General features: G+C 62.2%; 14 protein-coding genes. All 14 read left to right on the forward strand.

Annotation, left to right across the window (positions count from 1 at the left end; genetic code table 11):
• Nucleotides 1–172: 172 nt before the first annotated feature.
• A complete protein-coding gene (asnB, locus tag HY962_14270) occupies nt 173–2020 on the forward strand; it encodes an asparagine synthase (glutamine-hydrolyzing) (protein ID MBI5648093.1) in 1848 nt (615 codons plus the stop codon).
• Nucleotides 2021–2135: 115 nt separating this feature from the next.
• Entirely contained in the window at nt 2136–3230 is a 1095-nt protein-coding gene (locus HY962_14275) for a glycosyltransferase family 4 protein (GenBank protein MBI5648094.1), read from the forward strand.
• 1 nt (nt 3231) lies between these two features.
• Nucleotides 3232–4197 carry a glycosyltransferase family 2 protein gene (locus HY962_14280; protein MBI5648095.1) on the forward strand — a complete coding sequence of 322 codons (966 nt, stop codon included), beginning with the start codon at nt 3232–3234 and terminating at the stop codon, nt 4195–4197.
• Between the two features lie 19 nt (nt 4198–4216).
• A complete protein-coding gene (locus HY962_14285) occupies nt 4217–5779 on the forward strand; it encodes a hypothetical protein (GenBank protein MBI5648096.1) in 1563 nt (520 codons plus the stop codon).
• Nucleotides 5776–6891, forward strand: coding sequence for a glycosyltransferase family 1 protein (locus HY962_14290; GenBank protein ID MBI5648097.1), 1116 nt, complete (start codon nt 5776–5778; stop codon nt 6889–6891). The genes HY962_14285 and HY962_14290 overlap by 4 nt, the downstream gene beginning before the upstream one ends.
• 35 nt (nt 6892–6926) lie before the next feature.
• The gene (locus HY962_14295) at nt 6927–7742 is read left to right on the forward strand and encodes a methyltransferase domain-containing protein (GenBank protein MBI5648098.1); all 816 of its coding nucleotides are present in this window, start codon (nt 6927–6929) and stop codon (nt 7740–7742) included.
• The gene (locus tag HY962_14300; GenBank protein ID MBI5648099.1) at nt 7739–8695 is read left to right on the forward strand and encodes an NAD-dependent epimerase/dehydratase family protein; all 957 of its coding nucleotides are present in this window, start codon (nt 7739–7741) and stop codon (nt 8693–8695) included. The genes HY962_14295 and HY962_14300 overlap by 4 nt, the downstream gene beginning before the upstream one ends.
• A gap of 122 nt (nt 8696–8817) precedes the next feature.
• Complete coding sequence (locus tag HY962_14305) at nt 8818–9693, forward strand: SDR family oxidoreductase (protein MBI5648100.1); 876 nt, start codon at nt 8818–8820, stop codon at nt 9691–9693.
• Nucleotides 9690–10694 carry a Gfo/Idh/MocA family oxidoreductase gene (locus HY962_14310; protein MBI5648101.1) on the forward strand — a complete coding sequence of 335 codons (1005 nt, stop codon included), beginning with the start codon at nt 9690–9692 and terminating at the stop codon, nt 10692–10694. Before HY962_14305 ends, HY962_14310 begins: the two co-directional genes overlap by 4 nt.
• The gene (locus HY962_14315) at nt 10678–11658 is read left to right on the forward strand and encodes a galactokinase (GenBank protein MBI5648102.1); all 981 of its coding nucleotides are present in this window, start codon (nt 10678–10680) and stop codon (nt 11656–11658) included. Before HY962_14310 ends, HY962_14315 begins: the two co-directional genes overlap by 17 nt.
• Nucleotides 11655–12353, forward strand: a complete 699-nt coding sequence (locus tag HY962_14320; protein ID MBI5648103.1) for a nucleotidyltransferase family protein — start codon at nt 11655–11657, stop codon at nt 12351–12353. Before HY962_14315 ends, HY962_14320 begins: the two co-directional genes overlap by 4 nt.
• A 131-nt stretch (nt 12354–12484) precedes the next feature.
• Nucleotides 12485–13141 (forward strand): SIS domain-containing protein, encoded by a 657-nt coding sequence (locus HY962_14325; protein ID MBI5648104.1) that lies wholly within the window; start codon nt 12485–12487, stop codon nt 13139–13141.
• Nucleotides 13134–13856 carry a transaldolase gene (locus HY962_14330; protein ID MBI5648105.1) on the forward strand — a complete coding sequence of 241 codons (723 nt, stop codon included), beginning with the start codon at nt 13134–13136 and terminating at the stop codon, nt 13854–13856. The genes HY962_14325 and HY962_14330 overlap by 8 nt, the downstream gene beginning before the upstream one ends.
• Before the next feature lie 52 nt (nt 13857–13908).
• Nucleotides 13909–15390 (forward strand): hypothetical protein, encoded by a 1482-nt coding sequence (locus HY962_14335; protein ID MBI5648106.1) that lies wholly within the window; start codon nt 13909–13911, stop codon nt 15388–15390.
• The last annotated feature ends 12 nt before the right edge of the window (nt 15391–15402 follow it).

Here is a 15402-nt window from a genome sequence, read left to right on the forward strand (position 1 = left end):
CTGTGCGCTCCAGTTCCGGTTCGGATGGAAGAAACGTCAGGAGATACGGCCAGTTGTACTCTATCGCTTCGGGTGCATTCATACTGGAAATCTATGGAATGCACGGACGAATGTCAACCGCTTAAGTTAGCGCATATGCCCCTCACTCCCCACTCTCTACTCCTTACTCCACATGTGCGGTATTGCAGGAATCTTCGCCTACCATTACGCTGCTCCCGAAGTAGATCGTGACGAATTACGTCGGATACGCGACCGCATGGAGCGGCGGGGTCCGGATGGCGCCGGCGAGTGGTGTAACGAAAACGGCCGGGTGGGACTCGCGCACCGGCGTCTTGCGATCATCGATCTCAACGAGCGTGCCGCGCAGCCGATGCGGTCGAACGACGGTCTGCGCACAATCACCTTCAACGGCGAGATCTACAATTACCGCGCGCTGCGAGATCAGCTCGAACGGCAGGGTGTCACATTCCGCACTGAATCCGACACGGAAGTGCTGCTCGAACTGTATGCGCGCAAAGGCGCGAGTATGCTGGCGGATCTGCGCGGCATGTTCGCCTTTCTGATTTGGGACGAGGAAAAACACGAGCTTTTCTGCGCACGCGATCCCTACGGCATCAAACCCCTGTATTTCGCGAACGACGGATGGACCTTCCGCGCGGCATCACAGGTGAAGGCCTTGATCGCAGGGGGCAGCGTGCCGCGCGAGGTGGATCCCGCCGCCGTGCTCGGCTTCTTCCTGCTCGGCAGCGTACCCGAACCACTCACGATACACACGGCAATCCGCGCGCTGCCCGCCGGATGCTGGATGCGTGTAAACGCCGTCGGACCCCAGGAACCGGTCCGTTATCACTCGATCGCGGGCACCTGGGCCGATGCGGCGCGGAATACACACAGCATCACACGCGAGGAAGCGTACACACACGCACGCGCGGCGCTGAAGGACTCGGTTGCGCATCACATGGTCGCGGATGTGCCCGTCGGCGCCTTTTTATCCGCGGGCATCGATTCGAGTGCGCTTGTGGGACTCGTCCGCGACGCGGGCATCAAAGACGTGCAGACCATGACACTCGCCTTCGAGGAATATCGCGGGCGGATCGACGACGAAGCGCCCCTCGCCGAGGAAATGGCCGCCTTGTACGGCACGCGGCAACGGACGAGGGTGCTCGGTGTTGGTGAATTCCGCGACGCCCTCGACGATATTCTCGACCAGATGGACCAGCCGAGCATCGACGGCATCAACACGTACTTTGTCAGCAAAGTCGCGGCCGAATGCGGACTCAAGGTTGCGCTCTCCGGACTCGGCGGAGACGAACTGTTCGGCGGCTACAACTCGTTCGACGACATCCCGCGCTGGGTGCGCACCTTCCGCGTGCCGTCTCATATTCCACTGCTCGGCAATCTCGCGCGGTCGTTGTACACACATATGGCGCCGGGACGCGCGCGGCGTTCGCCGAAGGCTGCGGGAGCGCTGCTGTACGGCGGGACGTATCCGGGCGCGTATTATCTGCGCCGCGGTGTCTTCATGCCGTGGGAACTCGCGGAATTTCTCCCGCACGATTTTATCGAGACGGGCCTGCAGCGGCTGCGCCTGCTGCCGGTGCTGCAAAGCGCGCTGGAACCTGATCCGGGCACGGCGTTCGGCAGAGTGGCGGCGCTCGAAGCGGCCCTGTACATGCGGAATCAACTTCTGCGCGACACCGACTGGGCGGGCATGGCACACTCGATCGAGTTGCGTGTGCCGCTGGTGGACGCCGTGCTGCTGCGTGAACTTGCTACGCTGCTGCTGCAGCACGGACCCGCCCTGCGCAAGGATCTGCTCGCGCAGAGTCCGTCCACACCGCTTCCGGCGCACGTGCGCAACAGACCCAAAACGGGCTTCCAGGTGCCTGTACACGCCTGGCTTGAACAATACGAGGCGGTTGATGCCTGGCGCGCGGTTCCTTCACTTGCGCGCGAGGGCTGTCCCTGGGCGCGCCGCTGGGCGTACGCGGTGTACCGTCGTTTCTGTGTCCCTGAGTAGTTCCACAACGCGAAGCGGGGAACAACGAAACTGTGTCACCCCGAGCTTGTCGAGGGGTGACGGAACGTGGAACGACAAACAGATATAACGGCATACTGATACACCGACTCAAAGAATGAAGCTTCTCGCACTGATGCCCGACTCGTACGCGGGTTTCGGCGGCATCGCGCAGTACAATCGCGATCTGCTGGACGCACTGTGCGCCGACGAGAGGGTGGAACGCGTGACGGCAGTGGTCCGCCATGCGGGCGCGGCAGCAGCGGAGTATCCGGTCCGATACTCGGAATATGTGGCGGAGGGAAGTCCGCTGCGCTTCATCACACAGGCGCTGCGCCTGCACGCCTCGGTGCGGCCCGACGCGGTGTTGTGCGGACACCTGAACCTTCTGCCCGTCGCGGCACGTGTGGCCCGCCTCCGATCGCTCCCGCTCTACCTCGAGCTGTACGGCATCGAGGCGTGGGAGCCGCATCCGCGTATTTCACTTCGGCACTTCGGCGCGGTGACACGGACCATCGCCATCAGCCGATACACACGCGAACGTTTTCTTGCCTGGGCGCCGGTCGATCCGCTGCGCGTGTCGGTTCTGCCGAACACCATCGACCTTTTGCGATACACGCCGGGAGAGGCCCCTGCAGCGCTGCGCGCCCGGTACACGCTGGGTCCGGGTCCCATCCTGCTCACCGTTGGGCGTCTTTCGTCGTCGGAGCGGTACAAGGGTCACGACCGCGTGCTGGCGGCGCTGCCAACCTTGCTCGCTGTGAATCCCACGCTGCAGTACCTCATCGGCGGCGACGGCGACGACAGGCCGCGCCTCGAAGCGTGTGCCGCCGCCGCGGGCATCACGGATCACGTGACGTTTATCGGACGCATCGACGAGCGGGAATTGGCCGATCATTACCGGCTCGCGGACGTGTTTGTCATGCCCAGCACGGGTGAAGGTTTCGGTTTTGTCTTTCTCGAGGCCGCCGCCTGCGGAACACCCGTCGTGGGAGGGGGAAACGACGGCAGCCGCGACGCGCTGCGTGATGGCCGACTCGGATCGATGGTGGATCCCAACGACAACGACGCGCTTGTCCGTGCATTGCGCGCCGCGCTCGACGGACGGGCGGTCTCCGATCCGCGCACCGTGTCCGTCTTTCAACAGAAACATTTCGAACTGCACCTGCGCACCCTTCTGCTCGGAACACCCGCTGCCGCGTCCCTCTCCTGACATGCACCCCACGGTCAGCATCTGCATCCCCACGTACGGACGCGCGCGTCACATTGCGGCGACACTCGACAGTGTGCTCGCGCAGACACGCGGCGATTTCGAAGTGATCGTGGTGGACGATGCCTCGCCCGACGGCACCGCCGACGTTGTTGCGCGCTTCACCGATCCGCGTGTGACGTTCCACAGAAACACTGTCAACAAGGGTGTGCCCGAAAATTACAATCACGTGTTTTCGCTTGCGCGGGGCCGGTATGTCGGACTCGTGGAAGATCACGACATCCTCGAGCCCGGCTACATTGAAGAGACAACCGCCATTCTCGACACATTTCCAGACGTCGGATTTGTTGCCACCGGGATACAGACCATTGCCGAGACCGACGGCATGCCGTTGAAGACATATCTCTCGGATCTGCCCCGTGTGATGCGCGGCCGGGACATGCTGCGTTATCTGCTCCGCCGCACCGACTGTCCGTTTTCCCTCACCACCATGATCCGCCGCGACGTGCTCGATCGTGTCTCTCCGTGGTTCGATGCGCGGTACTGGTGGTACGCCGACGTGCATCTGTGGATGCGCCTGCTCGCCATCACCGACTTCGGCTACGTTGCGAAACCGCTGCTGCGTTTCCGCGAGCGCGAGGCGGGCCACACCCTGGCGGATGATTACTGGCAGAGCGTCCTCTGCCTCGACGCGATACATCGCGACGATGTCCGGCTGTTACACACGCGGAGCGGCATGACGGCCTGTGTTGATGAATTCCGGTATGAAGTGTCGAAGCTGACATCGGTGCTCGGCATGCGCGCGGGCAGAATACTGCGCGACGAGCCCTGGACGGCCTACGACCGGACACAGTCGCGCGGCTACCTCCGGCTGCCGTCGCGCGCCGCTCTTGCACTCGCGGGCTGCGTCCCTTCGGCGGTGTACCGGCGCATCAGGTCAGGACGCACGGCCGCGAGGCCGCAGGCCTGATGCGGGAGACGTGTCGGCGGTGACGGAACATCTGGCACTGACCAGGGGCCTCACGGGCCGCCTCGTCGGCGGACTCGCCTCGACACTGGTGTACCAGGCCATTGCAGTCGCAAACACGATACTGCTTGTGCCGCTGTTCCTTCTTGCGTGGGGACCGGACGGTTATGGACACTGGATCGCGCTGACGGCCTTTGTCACATACTTCGCGCTGCTCGATCTCGGCGGACAGAATTTTATCGGCAATCTGCTGTCCAGCGCCTTCGCGGTGGGGGACAGGGAGGGCTTCAGGCGCATCCTGCAGGAGGGGCTGTCGCTCTTCACCGGCATCTCCATCACCGGGCTGCTGCTGCTCGGTGCGCTGTTGTTGCTGCCCGGCGCGGGAGTGACCGGATTCACCCTGTCGATATCGGATCGATCGGTCCTGTTTTTTATGGGCGCGTCACTGCTGATCTCGATTCCGCTGGGTGTGCTGGCGACGGTGTTTCGCGCAACCGGACTTCTTGCGCAGGGTTCCATGCTGGGCAATCTCCTGCGGCTCGTATTCCTGCTCGTGTCGGTGCTGCTGCTCATGCGTCATGCAACACCCGCGGTCTACGCGGCATTCCAGGCCGCCACGGCGGTGATTCTGATCGCCGCGGTTTTGTGGTACGCACATCGGCGCCTTCCCTGGATCGCAGGGCTGCAACTGACGCTCTCCGCTGCCAGGGCTGGACGGAAACACCTGTCGGGATCGCTGTACTTCTGGCTGCTCTCCGTGGCGCAATCGCTCAAACAACAGGGTGTCATCCTGGTGATCGGCTGGGCGTCGCCCGCAGCAGTGGTGGCGTTGTATGCGACACATCGCACCGCCGTGGGGCTGATGGGATACATCGGCAATATCTTTCAGACGCCGCTGTGGCCGGAATTCACCTTCATGCACGCGCGGGCCGAACGCGAACGGCTGGTGCGGCTGAGTCTCTTCACCATTCGATTCGTCACCTACGTCAGTTCCATCGCCGCGATGCTGCTGTGGCTGTTGCTGCCGCTGATCTACCCCTTGTGGACGGGTCGTTCGCTCGAATTGTCGCCGACGCTCTTCGTGGTGCTGCTCGTGCAGGCAACCATCGGCGCTGCGTGGAACACGGCCTCCTGGCCGCTGCTTTCGTCGAACCGCCACCGCGCGGTGGCCCTCTGGTCGCTGATCAATGCAGGGGCGGCGATTGTGTTTTCACTCGCGGCGGTGCGGGAGCATGGTCTGGTGGGAGTCGCAGCGGCCGTGCTTCTTGCGGATCTGCTTTTTGCGGCCGCGACATTTCCGGTGATCGCCGCGCGCGAACTGGGTCCGTCCCCCTGGCGCTTTTTCAGCGCGATGGCCACACCGATTGTTGTTGTTGCCGCCTTCGCAGCATTGCTCCGCTGGCTTTGCGCGGGCATCACATCCGCCTCGATGTGCCTCGTTGTCGAAGTTGCCGCGGTGCTGGTTGCGCTCGTGCCGCTCGCGTGGCTGTCACTGGGCGCGGGCGGACTGTCGATGCTACTGCGCCTCGTCCGCACCGTCGTGCGACGCGGGACGGGAGCCGACGTCGGGGAAGAGCCGGCATGACCCGACTGCACTTTGTCGGCTACATGTGGGATGGAAGCACCTGCGTGCCGCGGCTCGAGGGCCTGCGTGCGGCGGGAAACGAGGTGTCGCCTTTCGACGCGCAGCGCGTCTTTGATGCCCCGTCACGCATCGCCACGTCGGTCGCACACCGCGTCTACTGCACCGAGGGCGTGCGGAGCATGAACCGCCTGCTCCTGGAATCAGTTGCCGACACACATCCCGATGTTGTGTGGATCGAAAAAGGGGATTGGGTGTATCCGTCAACGCTGCGACGATTAAAGGCGCATGCCGGACATCTCGTCCACTACAACACCGATGATGTGTATGGACGCAGGACGTGGTTCTGGCTGCACCGGCGCGGTGTTCAGTTGTACGACTGCCTTCTCACAACCAACCGGCACAACGTACACGAGCTGCGCGCGCGGTATGGTGCACGTGTACTGCGCGCAGGCATGGGGTATGACGTGCTGCGCCATGTGCGCCCCGCCGGTGAATTGGAGCCCGTCTGGGATGTGGTCTTTATCGGACATTGGGAACCACACACGGAGGAGTACGTGTCGGCGCTGATGCGGGCACAGCACCACGTCGGAGTGTGGGGACACGGTTGGCGACACGCGAGAAGCAACAAGCTGCGAGGTGTAGTACCACTCCCGGCGGAGAAGTACAACACAACCCTCGCCTCAGCAAAACTCGCTCTCTGTTCCCTGTCGAAAGGGAACAGGAACGAATCCACCGGGCGCTCCTTCGAGATCCCCGCATTGGGCGTGTGCCTCCTGGCCGAGCGGACTCCGGAACATGAATTTCTGTACGGCGACGGAGTCGGTGCCGTACTATTTCACGGTGTTGACGAACTGCTGATGAAAACGCAGGAGATGCTGCGGGACGCGAACCGTCGTAGAACAATAGCAAGTGAAGGGAACAGACTCCTGTGCTCGCGCGGACTTTCGTGGCAGGATCACATGCAGCGGGAATGGCCTTTGGTCCGGAATCTCCTCTCGGGTGTGCCACGTTCACCGGATGATGATGCACCCTTCTGGCACGGCTTCCGCGATGGAAAAGCGTGGGAGCAGATCGGGACAACGTCCGAACCGGGAAGCGGCGCAGCATTGTGACAGAGCGACGGTCCCCATATTCCGATCCGAATCCCATGGGAATCGGTCTGCCGTTCGAAGGATCCACCGGGCGGACCATAAGCGGCACAGGCCTGCGCGCCGCGCTCGCGCGGCACTACGCGCGCTGGCACTATTTTTCGACCATTGAACGCGCCGTTCCGCGCGACGCGGTCATGCTCGAGTTCGGCTCGGGCGGTGGCGATGCCTGGCTTGCCCGGACGTACACTGTGGTCGGTCTGGAACTCGCCTTGGGCTCGGCCCGCGCAAGCAAACAGACGTATGGACGCGCCATCAACGCCGACGCGCGCGCGATCCCTCTCCGTGACGCGTCGGTGGATGCGGCGGTGTCGAGTTTTGTACTCGAGCACTTTGATGAAGACCTCGCACGTGCCGCGTTTGCGGAACTGCGTCGTGTACTCAAGCCCGGCGGAATATTCATCTCGCTGTGTGATCTCGAATCCGACCACCCCATGCTGTCTCATGCTCGATCCGTGTCGCCTGACGGGTATCGCCAGGCGTTTGTCGAGGTGCCGGGACATCACGGACTTCGGCGCGAAGACGCGTGGCGCGCACTGCTCACCGAGGCGGGCTTCACCATCCAATCGTGGCAACTGCGCAGCCGCTTTCCCGTGCTCGACCACTGTCCGTGGTGTCAGCTCGATGCGAGCGCGTCTTTCCCACGCCGCCTGAGGCGCTTCGGCCGCATGGCATACCGGATCTCTCAGATCCGCCACATGGGTCCGCTGTGGGGACTGTTGTCCACCGTTGCCGACGACATCATCGGCCCCGTGCTCCCGCGGTCCTGGGCGTACCGGCTTCTTTTCACCGCACATACACCGACAGACACGTGAACACATTTATCACCGGCGGCGCCGGCTTTATCGGCAGCGCACTCGCGGATCGTTTGCTCGCGGCGGGACATTCCGTTGTTGTCTACGACAACTTCTCCACAGGGCAGGAGCGTTTTATCGAGCAGGCCCTGCAGCATCCGTCCTACCGCTGTGTGCGCGGCGATACCCTCGACACCGCGGCGCTCACGCGGGCGATGGCGGGCTGCGACATCGTGTTCCATCTCGCCGCAAATGCCGACGTGCGATTCGGCACAGAGCACCCCTCGCTGGATCTCGAACAGAACACCATCGCCACCTTCAACGTGCTCGAGGCCATGCGCGCGAACAACATCAGCCGTATCGCCTTTTCCTCCACCGGCTCCATCTATGGCGAACCCGCGGTGTTTCCCACTCCCGAACACGCGCCGTTTCCCGTGCAGACGTCGCTGTACGGCGCATCCAAACTCGCGTGTGAGGGCCTGATACAGGCCTACTGCGAGGGTTTCGGTTTCCGCTCGTGGATATTTCGTTTTGTGTCGATCCTGGGTGAACGATACACACACGGGCACGTCTTCGACTTTGTCCGCCGCCTCGGCGAGGATCCGTCGCGCCTGTACGTTCTCGGCAACGGGCGGCAACGGAAATCGTATCTCTACGTGCACGACTGCATCGATGCGATACTGCTTGCTGTCGAACGCGCGGACGCATCCGTAAACATCTTCAATCTGGGCACCGCCGAATACTGCGAGGTCAACGATTCCATCGGATGGATCAGCGGGGAACTCGGCGTCGCCCCGCGCCTCGAGTACGCGGGCGGCGAGCGCGGATGGATCGGCGACAGTCCCTTCATCTTTCTCGACTGCGCAAAAATCCGCGCGCTCGGCTGGGAGGCATCGCTCTCGATACGCGACGGCGTCATCCGCACAGTGCGCTATATCCGCGACAATCCCTGGCTGTTCACAGCACGCGCGTGATACGCGTATGGCGGATACACTCCGTCCGAAACACTGGATCGGGACGGACCAACAACAAACAAAGGCGGCGCGCACGGGCGCCGCGGTGAGACAACACTTTTCACGCTCACAGCAGCACACACATGAAAGCCACACTTCACGGCAGGAATGCCGTCATCACGGGCGGATCGCAAGGCCTCGGCGCCGCGATCGCGCGTGTCTTTCTCGAAAACGGCGCGCGGGTCATGATCACGGGTCGCGAAACCGACGCGCTGCAACGGACCGCGTCGGACCTCGCCCGCCATACAGACGATCCAAGTTGCATCGCCACTTTTCAGGGTGATGTCGGTGACGCGCGGCAGGCGGAGGTGCTCGCAGCAGCGGCACTCGCGTCGTTCGGATCCGTGCAGATACTTGTCAACAATGCCGGTATCTACGGGCCGATGGGCAGCATCGACAGCATCGATCCGGAGCAGTGGATCGCCGCGGTGCGCACCAACCTTTTCGGCTCGGTGTTCACCGCCCGCGCGTTTCTTCCCCACATGCGCGCACAGAAATACGGAAAGATCGTGCAGCTCTCGGGCGGGGGCGCTACAAGTCCGATGCCGCGTATCAGCGCCTATGCCGCGTCGAAGGCCGCGGTGGTGCGCTTCGCGGAATCACTCGCGCTGGACGTGGCCGGCGACGGCATCGACGTAAACGCACTCGCGCCCGGCGCGCTCAACACACGCATGCTGGACGAACTGATCGGCGCAGGTCCCGAGACCATCGGTGCGGACGCGTACCGTCGCGCGCTCGAGCAGCAGCAGAACGGTGGCGCGTCATTCGAACGGGCGGCCGCCCTGGCGCTGTTCCTCGCATCAGCCGAGAGCGACGGCATCACGGGGCGCCTGCTCAGCGCGGTGTGGGATCCGTGGGAGGATCTCGCCTCACGCCGCGAAGCGCTCGCGGGCAGCGACATATACACACTTCGACGCATCCTTGCGCGTGATCGAGGCCTCGACTGGGGGGAACGATGAGCGGGAACAGCACACACGGCGTCGCGATAGTCGGCTGCGGTCTCATCGGCCGCAAACGGGCGCAGGCCCTGGCGGGAGCACCACTGCGCGTGTGCGCCGATATCAACGCCGGGCGCGCGCAGGCGCTGGCAGCGCAGCACGGAGCCGACGCGACCGACAACTGGCGCGCCGCGGTGGAGCGCGACGATGTCGACATCGTTGTTGTTGCGACAACCAACGACGCTCTCGCCGAAATCTCCGCACACGCCGCGCGGCTCGGCCGGCATGTGCTTGTGGAGAAACCCGCGGCGCGTAATCTCGAAGAACTCGAGAGAATCGCGGATGCGGCCGCGGCATCGGGGGCGCGTGTCCGCGTCGGTTTTAATCATCGGTATCATCCCGCCATACTTCAAGCCCGCGCGCTGCACGCGGCTGGGGCGCTCGGTCCCATGATGTTCGTCCGCGGACGCTACGGACACGGCGGACGCATCGGCTACGACCGCGAATGGCGCGCCGATCCGGCGCTGTCGGGAGGCGGCGAATTGATCGACCAGGGAGTGCATCTCATCGATCTCGCGCGGTGTTTCCTGGGGGAATTCACTGAGACGCAGGGGCGCGCGCACACGTATTTCTGGGACATGCCCGTCGACGACAATGCGTTTCTCCTTTTACGCACGGCGGAGCAACAGACAGCCTTTCTGCACGTGAGCTGCACGGAATGGAAAAACCTGTTCTCGCTCGAGATATACGGGCGCGACGCAAAACTCCATATCGAAGGTCTCGGCGGCAGTTACGGCGTCGAACGACTCGCGTATTACCGCATGCTTCCCGAGATGGGTCCGCCCGAAACCACCATCTGGGAATACCCGCGCGGCGACTCCTCGTGGTCCATCGAGTTCACCGAATTTCTCGAGGACATCGAGAAGAACAGGGAGCCCTCGGCCGGACTCGCGGACGCGCGTGCCGCACTGAGCATTGTTGCATCCATTTACCGGGAATCACACTATGATCATCGCGCGTAGTCCGCTGCGTATCACACTCGGCGGCGGCGGCACCGACCTCGCGTCGTATTATCGCGACCATGGCGGTTTCCTGGTCGCGGCCGCCATCGACAAGTACGTGTATGTGACGGCGATGCGTCCCTTCACGCCGGGTATCTACCTCAAGTACTCCAGTCTCGAGCACGTCGATGCCATCGAGGATGTGCAGCACCCCATCATCCGAGAAGCGCTGCGCCTCACCGAACAGGGCGTGCCGCAGATCGAGGTGACAGCCCTCGCCGACATTCCCGCGGGTACCGGACTCGGCTCGTCGGGCAGTTTCACCACCGCTCTGCTCAAGGCACTGCATGCGTTTCATCACCGGCTGCTGCATCCGGGCGAACTCGCCGAACTCGCATGCCACATCGAGATCGACCGCCTCGGCGAGCCCATCGGCAAGCAGGACCAGTACATCGCGGCATACGGCGGCCTGACCTGTTTCACCTTTCACAACGACGGCACGGTCGAAGCCGAACCGCTGGCTCTCCCCGCCGACACTCTGTTCGATCTCGAGGACAATCTTCTCCTTTTCTTTACGGGATTCTCCCGCAGCGCGGGCAGCATACTGAAGGACCAGAAGGAACGCAGCGAAAAACTCGATGCCGCCATGCTCGAAAACCTTCACTACGTGAAGGACCTGGGACAGCGGTCGCGCCTCGCGCTCGAATCAGGCAACGCACACGCGTTCGGCATGCTGATGCACGAGCACTGGGAGCACAAAAAGAAACGCTCGGGCGGCATGAGCAATCCCGAGATCGACACGTGGTACGAACTCGCGCGCGCGAATGGCGCCGTGGGCGGCAAACTCGTCGGCGCGGGCGGTGGCGGCTTCCTGATGTTTTACGCCGAAGACCGCAACCGGCTGCGTAAAACCATGGCGCACGCGGGACTTTCGGAAGTGCGCTTCCGCTTCGATTTTGAAGGAACAAAACTCGTCCTTTCGTGAGCCGGCCGGTCGCCATACTTGCGGGCGGACTCGCGACCCGGCTCGGCGATGCCGCGTCCCGCCTCCCAAAATCTCTCGTGGATGTCGCGGGCAAACCCTTTGTTGTGCATCAACTCGCACTGCTCGCCGCGGCCGGCTTCCACGATGTGGTCTTCTGCATCGGGCATCTCGGATCGATGCTGCGCGACACGCTCGGCAACGGCGAACATCTGGGAATGTGTGTGCGATACAGCGATGAGGGCGACGTCCGCCTCGGCACGGGAGGCGCTCTGCGTCGCGCCCTGCCCATGCTCGGCGACTCGTTCCTGGTGCTGTACGGCGATTCCTACCTGCGCTGCGACTACGCGGCAGTCGAGAACGCCTTTCACACAAGCGGCTGTGATGCCCTGATGACCGTGTACCGCAACGAGGGGGCGTACGATACAAGCAACGTCGTGTACGCGGACGGCCGTATCGTGCGGTACGACAAGACCGAGCGCACACCCGACATGCGGCACATCGATTATGGTCTCGGCGTATTCCGGTCGTCGGTCTTCACACCCTATCCCGAAGACGCGGCGTTTGATCTGGCGGAAGTCTATCACGCCTGCCTGCGCCGGGATTCACTCGCGGCCTATGAAGTCGCTGAGCGTTTCTACGAGATCGGCTCACCCGCCGGACTCGCCGAGCTTCGGACCCTGCTGTCGCGTCCCTGAGCAGCATCCGTCACCGGCGGGTGCGTCCCGTTTTCACCTCGCGGCGTATTGTCCCATATTCCACTTCTTCATCCGGTTGCGCCGCATGCGCGCGTGTCAACACCGGACTCACCGCAGATGTACTTCACACCATGACATTTACCGAACAGCATATCGCAGAATCGATTCGTATTCTGCAACTCGTCGACATCGAGGCCATCGACAGAACCGCGTCGCTGCTGGCCGACACACGTGAGCGCGGCGGGCGCCTCTTTTTTCTCGGCGTCGGCGGCAGTGCCGGAAACGCTTCCCATGCGGTGAACGATTTCCGCAAGCTGGCAGGCATCGAGACCTACACACCGACCGACAATGTGTCGGAGTTGACCGCGCGCACGAATGATGAAGGATGGGCGACGGTGTTTGTCGAATGGTTGCGCTGCAGCCGTCTCACGCCCCGCGATCTTGTGTTTGTCCTATCGGTGGGCGGCGGCAATGCTGAGAAAAACGTCAGTCCGAACATCGTCTCCGCGTTGCAATTCGCGCGTGAGGCGGGGGCGTCGATCGCGGGGATTGTCGGGCGCGACGGCGGCTATACAGCGCAGGTCGCCGATGTGTGTATACTCGTCCCCACGGTGAATCCCGAGGCGGTGACACCACACACCGAAGCATTCCAATCCCTCCTGCTGCATCTCCTCATTACACATCCCCTCGTCAAGCGCGCGGCAACCAAGTGGGAATCGGTTGCGGGCGCGGAATCCGCAGTACACACTCCATCCACACATCCCAGCCCTCCGAAGCCCCATGCATGAAAAATCCCTCCTCGATCTGAAAGTAAAAATCTTCGCCGACGGTGCCGACAAGGCGTCGATGCTCGATCTTCACCGGCGTTCGTACATACGCGGTTTCACCACAAATCCCACCCTCATGCGCAAGGCGGGCGTGGTGGATTACCGTGAATTCGCGCGGGAGGTGCTCGCGGTGATCACCGACAGGCCTATCTCGTTCGAGGTGTTCACCGACACCGCCGAGGAAATGATACAGCAGGGCAGGGAGATCGCCTCGTGGGGCGAGAATGTGTACGTGAAGATTCCGGTGACAAACACACACGGCGTGTTTATGGGAGAAGTGATTCGCACGCTGGCGGCGGATCGTGTGAAGCTGAACGTGACGGCGGTCATGACACTCGAGCAGACGCGCGAGATCGCCGCGTGCCTGTCGCACGATGTGCCGTCGATCGTGTCCATCTTTGCCGGCCGCATCGCCGACACCGGACGTGATCCGCTTCCGATCATGCGCGAGGCCGTCGAAATACTCCGCCCGCTTCCGCATGCGGAACTGATCTGGGCGAGTCCGCGTGAACTCCTCAACATCTTTCACGCGGAGCAGGCCGGTTGCCACATCATCACCGTCACCGACGACATCATGAAAAAACTGCCGCTTATCGGAAAGGACCTCGACCTGTTCAGTCTGGAGACCGTGCGTATGTTCCACGGCGATGCCGAAGCCGCCGGATTCTCCCTGTGATTCCCGACAACGCACGGCTCGTTCTCTGAGCATCGGACAAAGGCAGATCAGCATGCCAGGATCGTTCGGATCATCACCGGGAACACCGGCACCGGCCAGGCCGCTCGGGCGGTTCAGCCGGCTCTTTCTGTCGCCGCGGCGCATGTTCTTCTTCATCGCGCAGATGACGATAACCCTGCCTGTTTTCCTCCTCTTTAAAATGCCGCACTATGCGACCGTCACATCGCTCCTCGGGTGGCTGATGCTGGAGGTTGTGGTGCTCTCGTGGTTGAGCTGGTACGGACACGACGACGTGCCGGTGCTGCCCGTGACGCTTTCGCTGTATGTGCTGTACTTCGCGCTCCCGATTTTTACTGTCGAGCATATTAAGCTCCTGTACTCGTATTTTTACGTCACCGACGCCCACTCGCAGCAGGTGCTGCTGATGGCGCTGCTCGCGGAGGTGTTCATCTGGATCGGCTGGGAGATAGGCCGGAAAAGAATGAAGCCGTTCCGTTGGGCGATACACGTGTCGGATACGGCGCTGCTGATCCTTGCCCTGGGCATTGTCGTGTTCCAGATGGGCATGTTCGCGCTGTCGCAGACGTCCGCCGCGCCCACGCTCGGAAACTACTCACAGATCATCAACGGCGTTGCAAACCTGTATCTGGCGCTTGGGATATTTTACTACTCCATTGAACGGCGCGGTGTAACCGTCTGGAACGTCCTGGGCATCGTCGCGATCATTGTGCTGCAGGTGGCCGTGTCGGTGAGCAGCACCATGCTGGGCGAAATGATACTGCCGTTTTTTGTCATCGGCGTGCTGAGCGTCCGTCGGAACAAAATCGTCACAATGACGGGACTCGTCGTGATGTTTGCCATCGCCGCCTTTCTCCAGCCCGTGAAACTCCAATACCGCGACGTGCTGAATCAGTTCGAGAAGACGGGAAAGACCTTCACCATCACGGAAAAGGCGCAGTTGTATTTCACACTCGCCATGTATCACGCCTCCGGCGCGCCCCTGCCGCTCGTGTACGAGGGACATGAATCGGCGAAGCTGTCGAACAGATTCTCGCTGCTGCCGCTGGCGTCGGTTCTCATCGACGAAACACCGTCGAGGATACCGTACCAGTATGGTTCGACGTTCGCGTATCTCTTCTATATTCCCGTTCCACGCTTTATATACAAGGATAAACCGACGGCGCAGGAGGCGAACATTTGGTTCGCGCAGTCGTATGGAATTCTCGATGAGGAACTGGCGAAAACCACGAAGGTGGGCATCTCGCACCTCGGCGAGGTGTATGTCAATTTCGGCATCGCGGGCATCGTGCCGGTGTTCCTCATAGTCGGCTTGGTCCTTGGACGCATTTCGGTGCCCGCGTTCGCCCCCGACGCGACACAGGCGACAAAATGTATATACGTGGCGCTCATCCCGAACTTTCTTTCCATCGAAAGTACATTGACGGGATTCATCGCGAGCATCGTTTATACCCTGGTCCTGAGCACACTCATGCTGTGGGTGATGTCGAAATTCCGCTCTATCGTCCGACATTGATACACACAACAC

It is taken from the genome of Ignavibacteriota bacterium (genome assembly GCA_016218045.1).
Lineage (GTDB): Bacteria > Bacteroidota > Ignavibacteria > SZUA-365 > SZUA-365 > JACRFB01.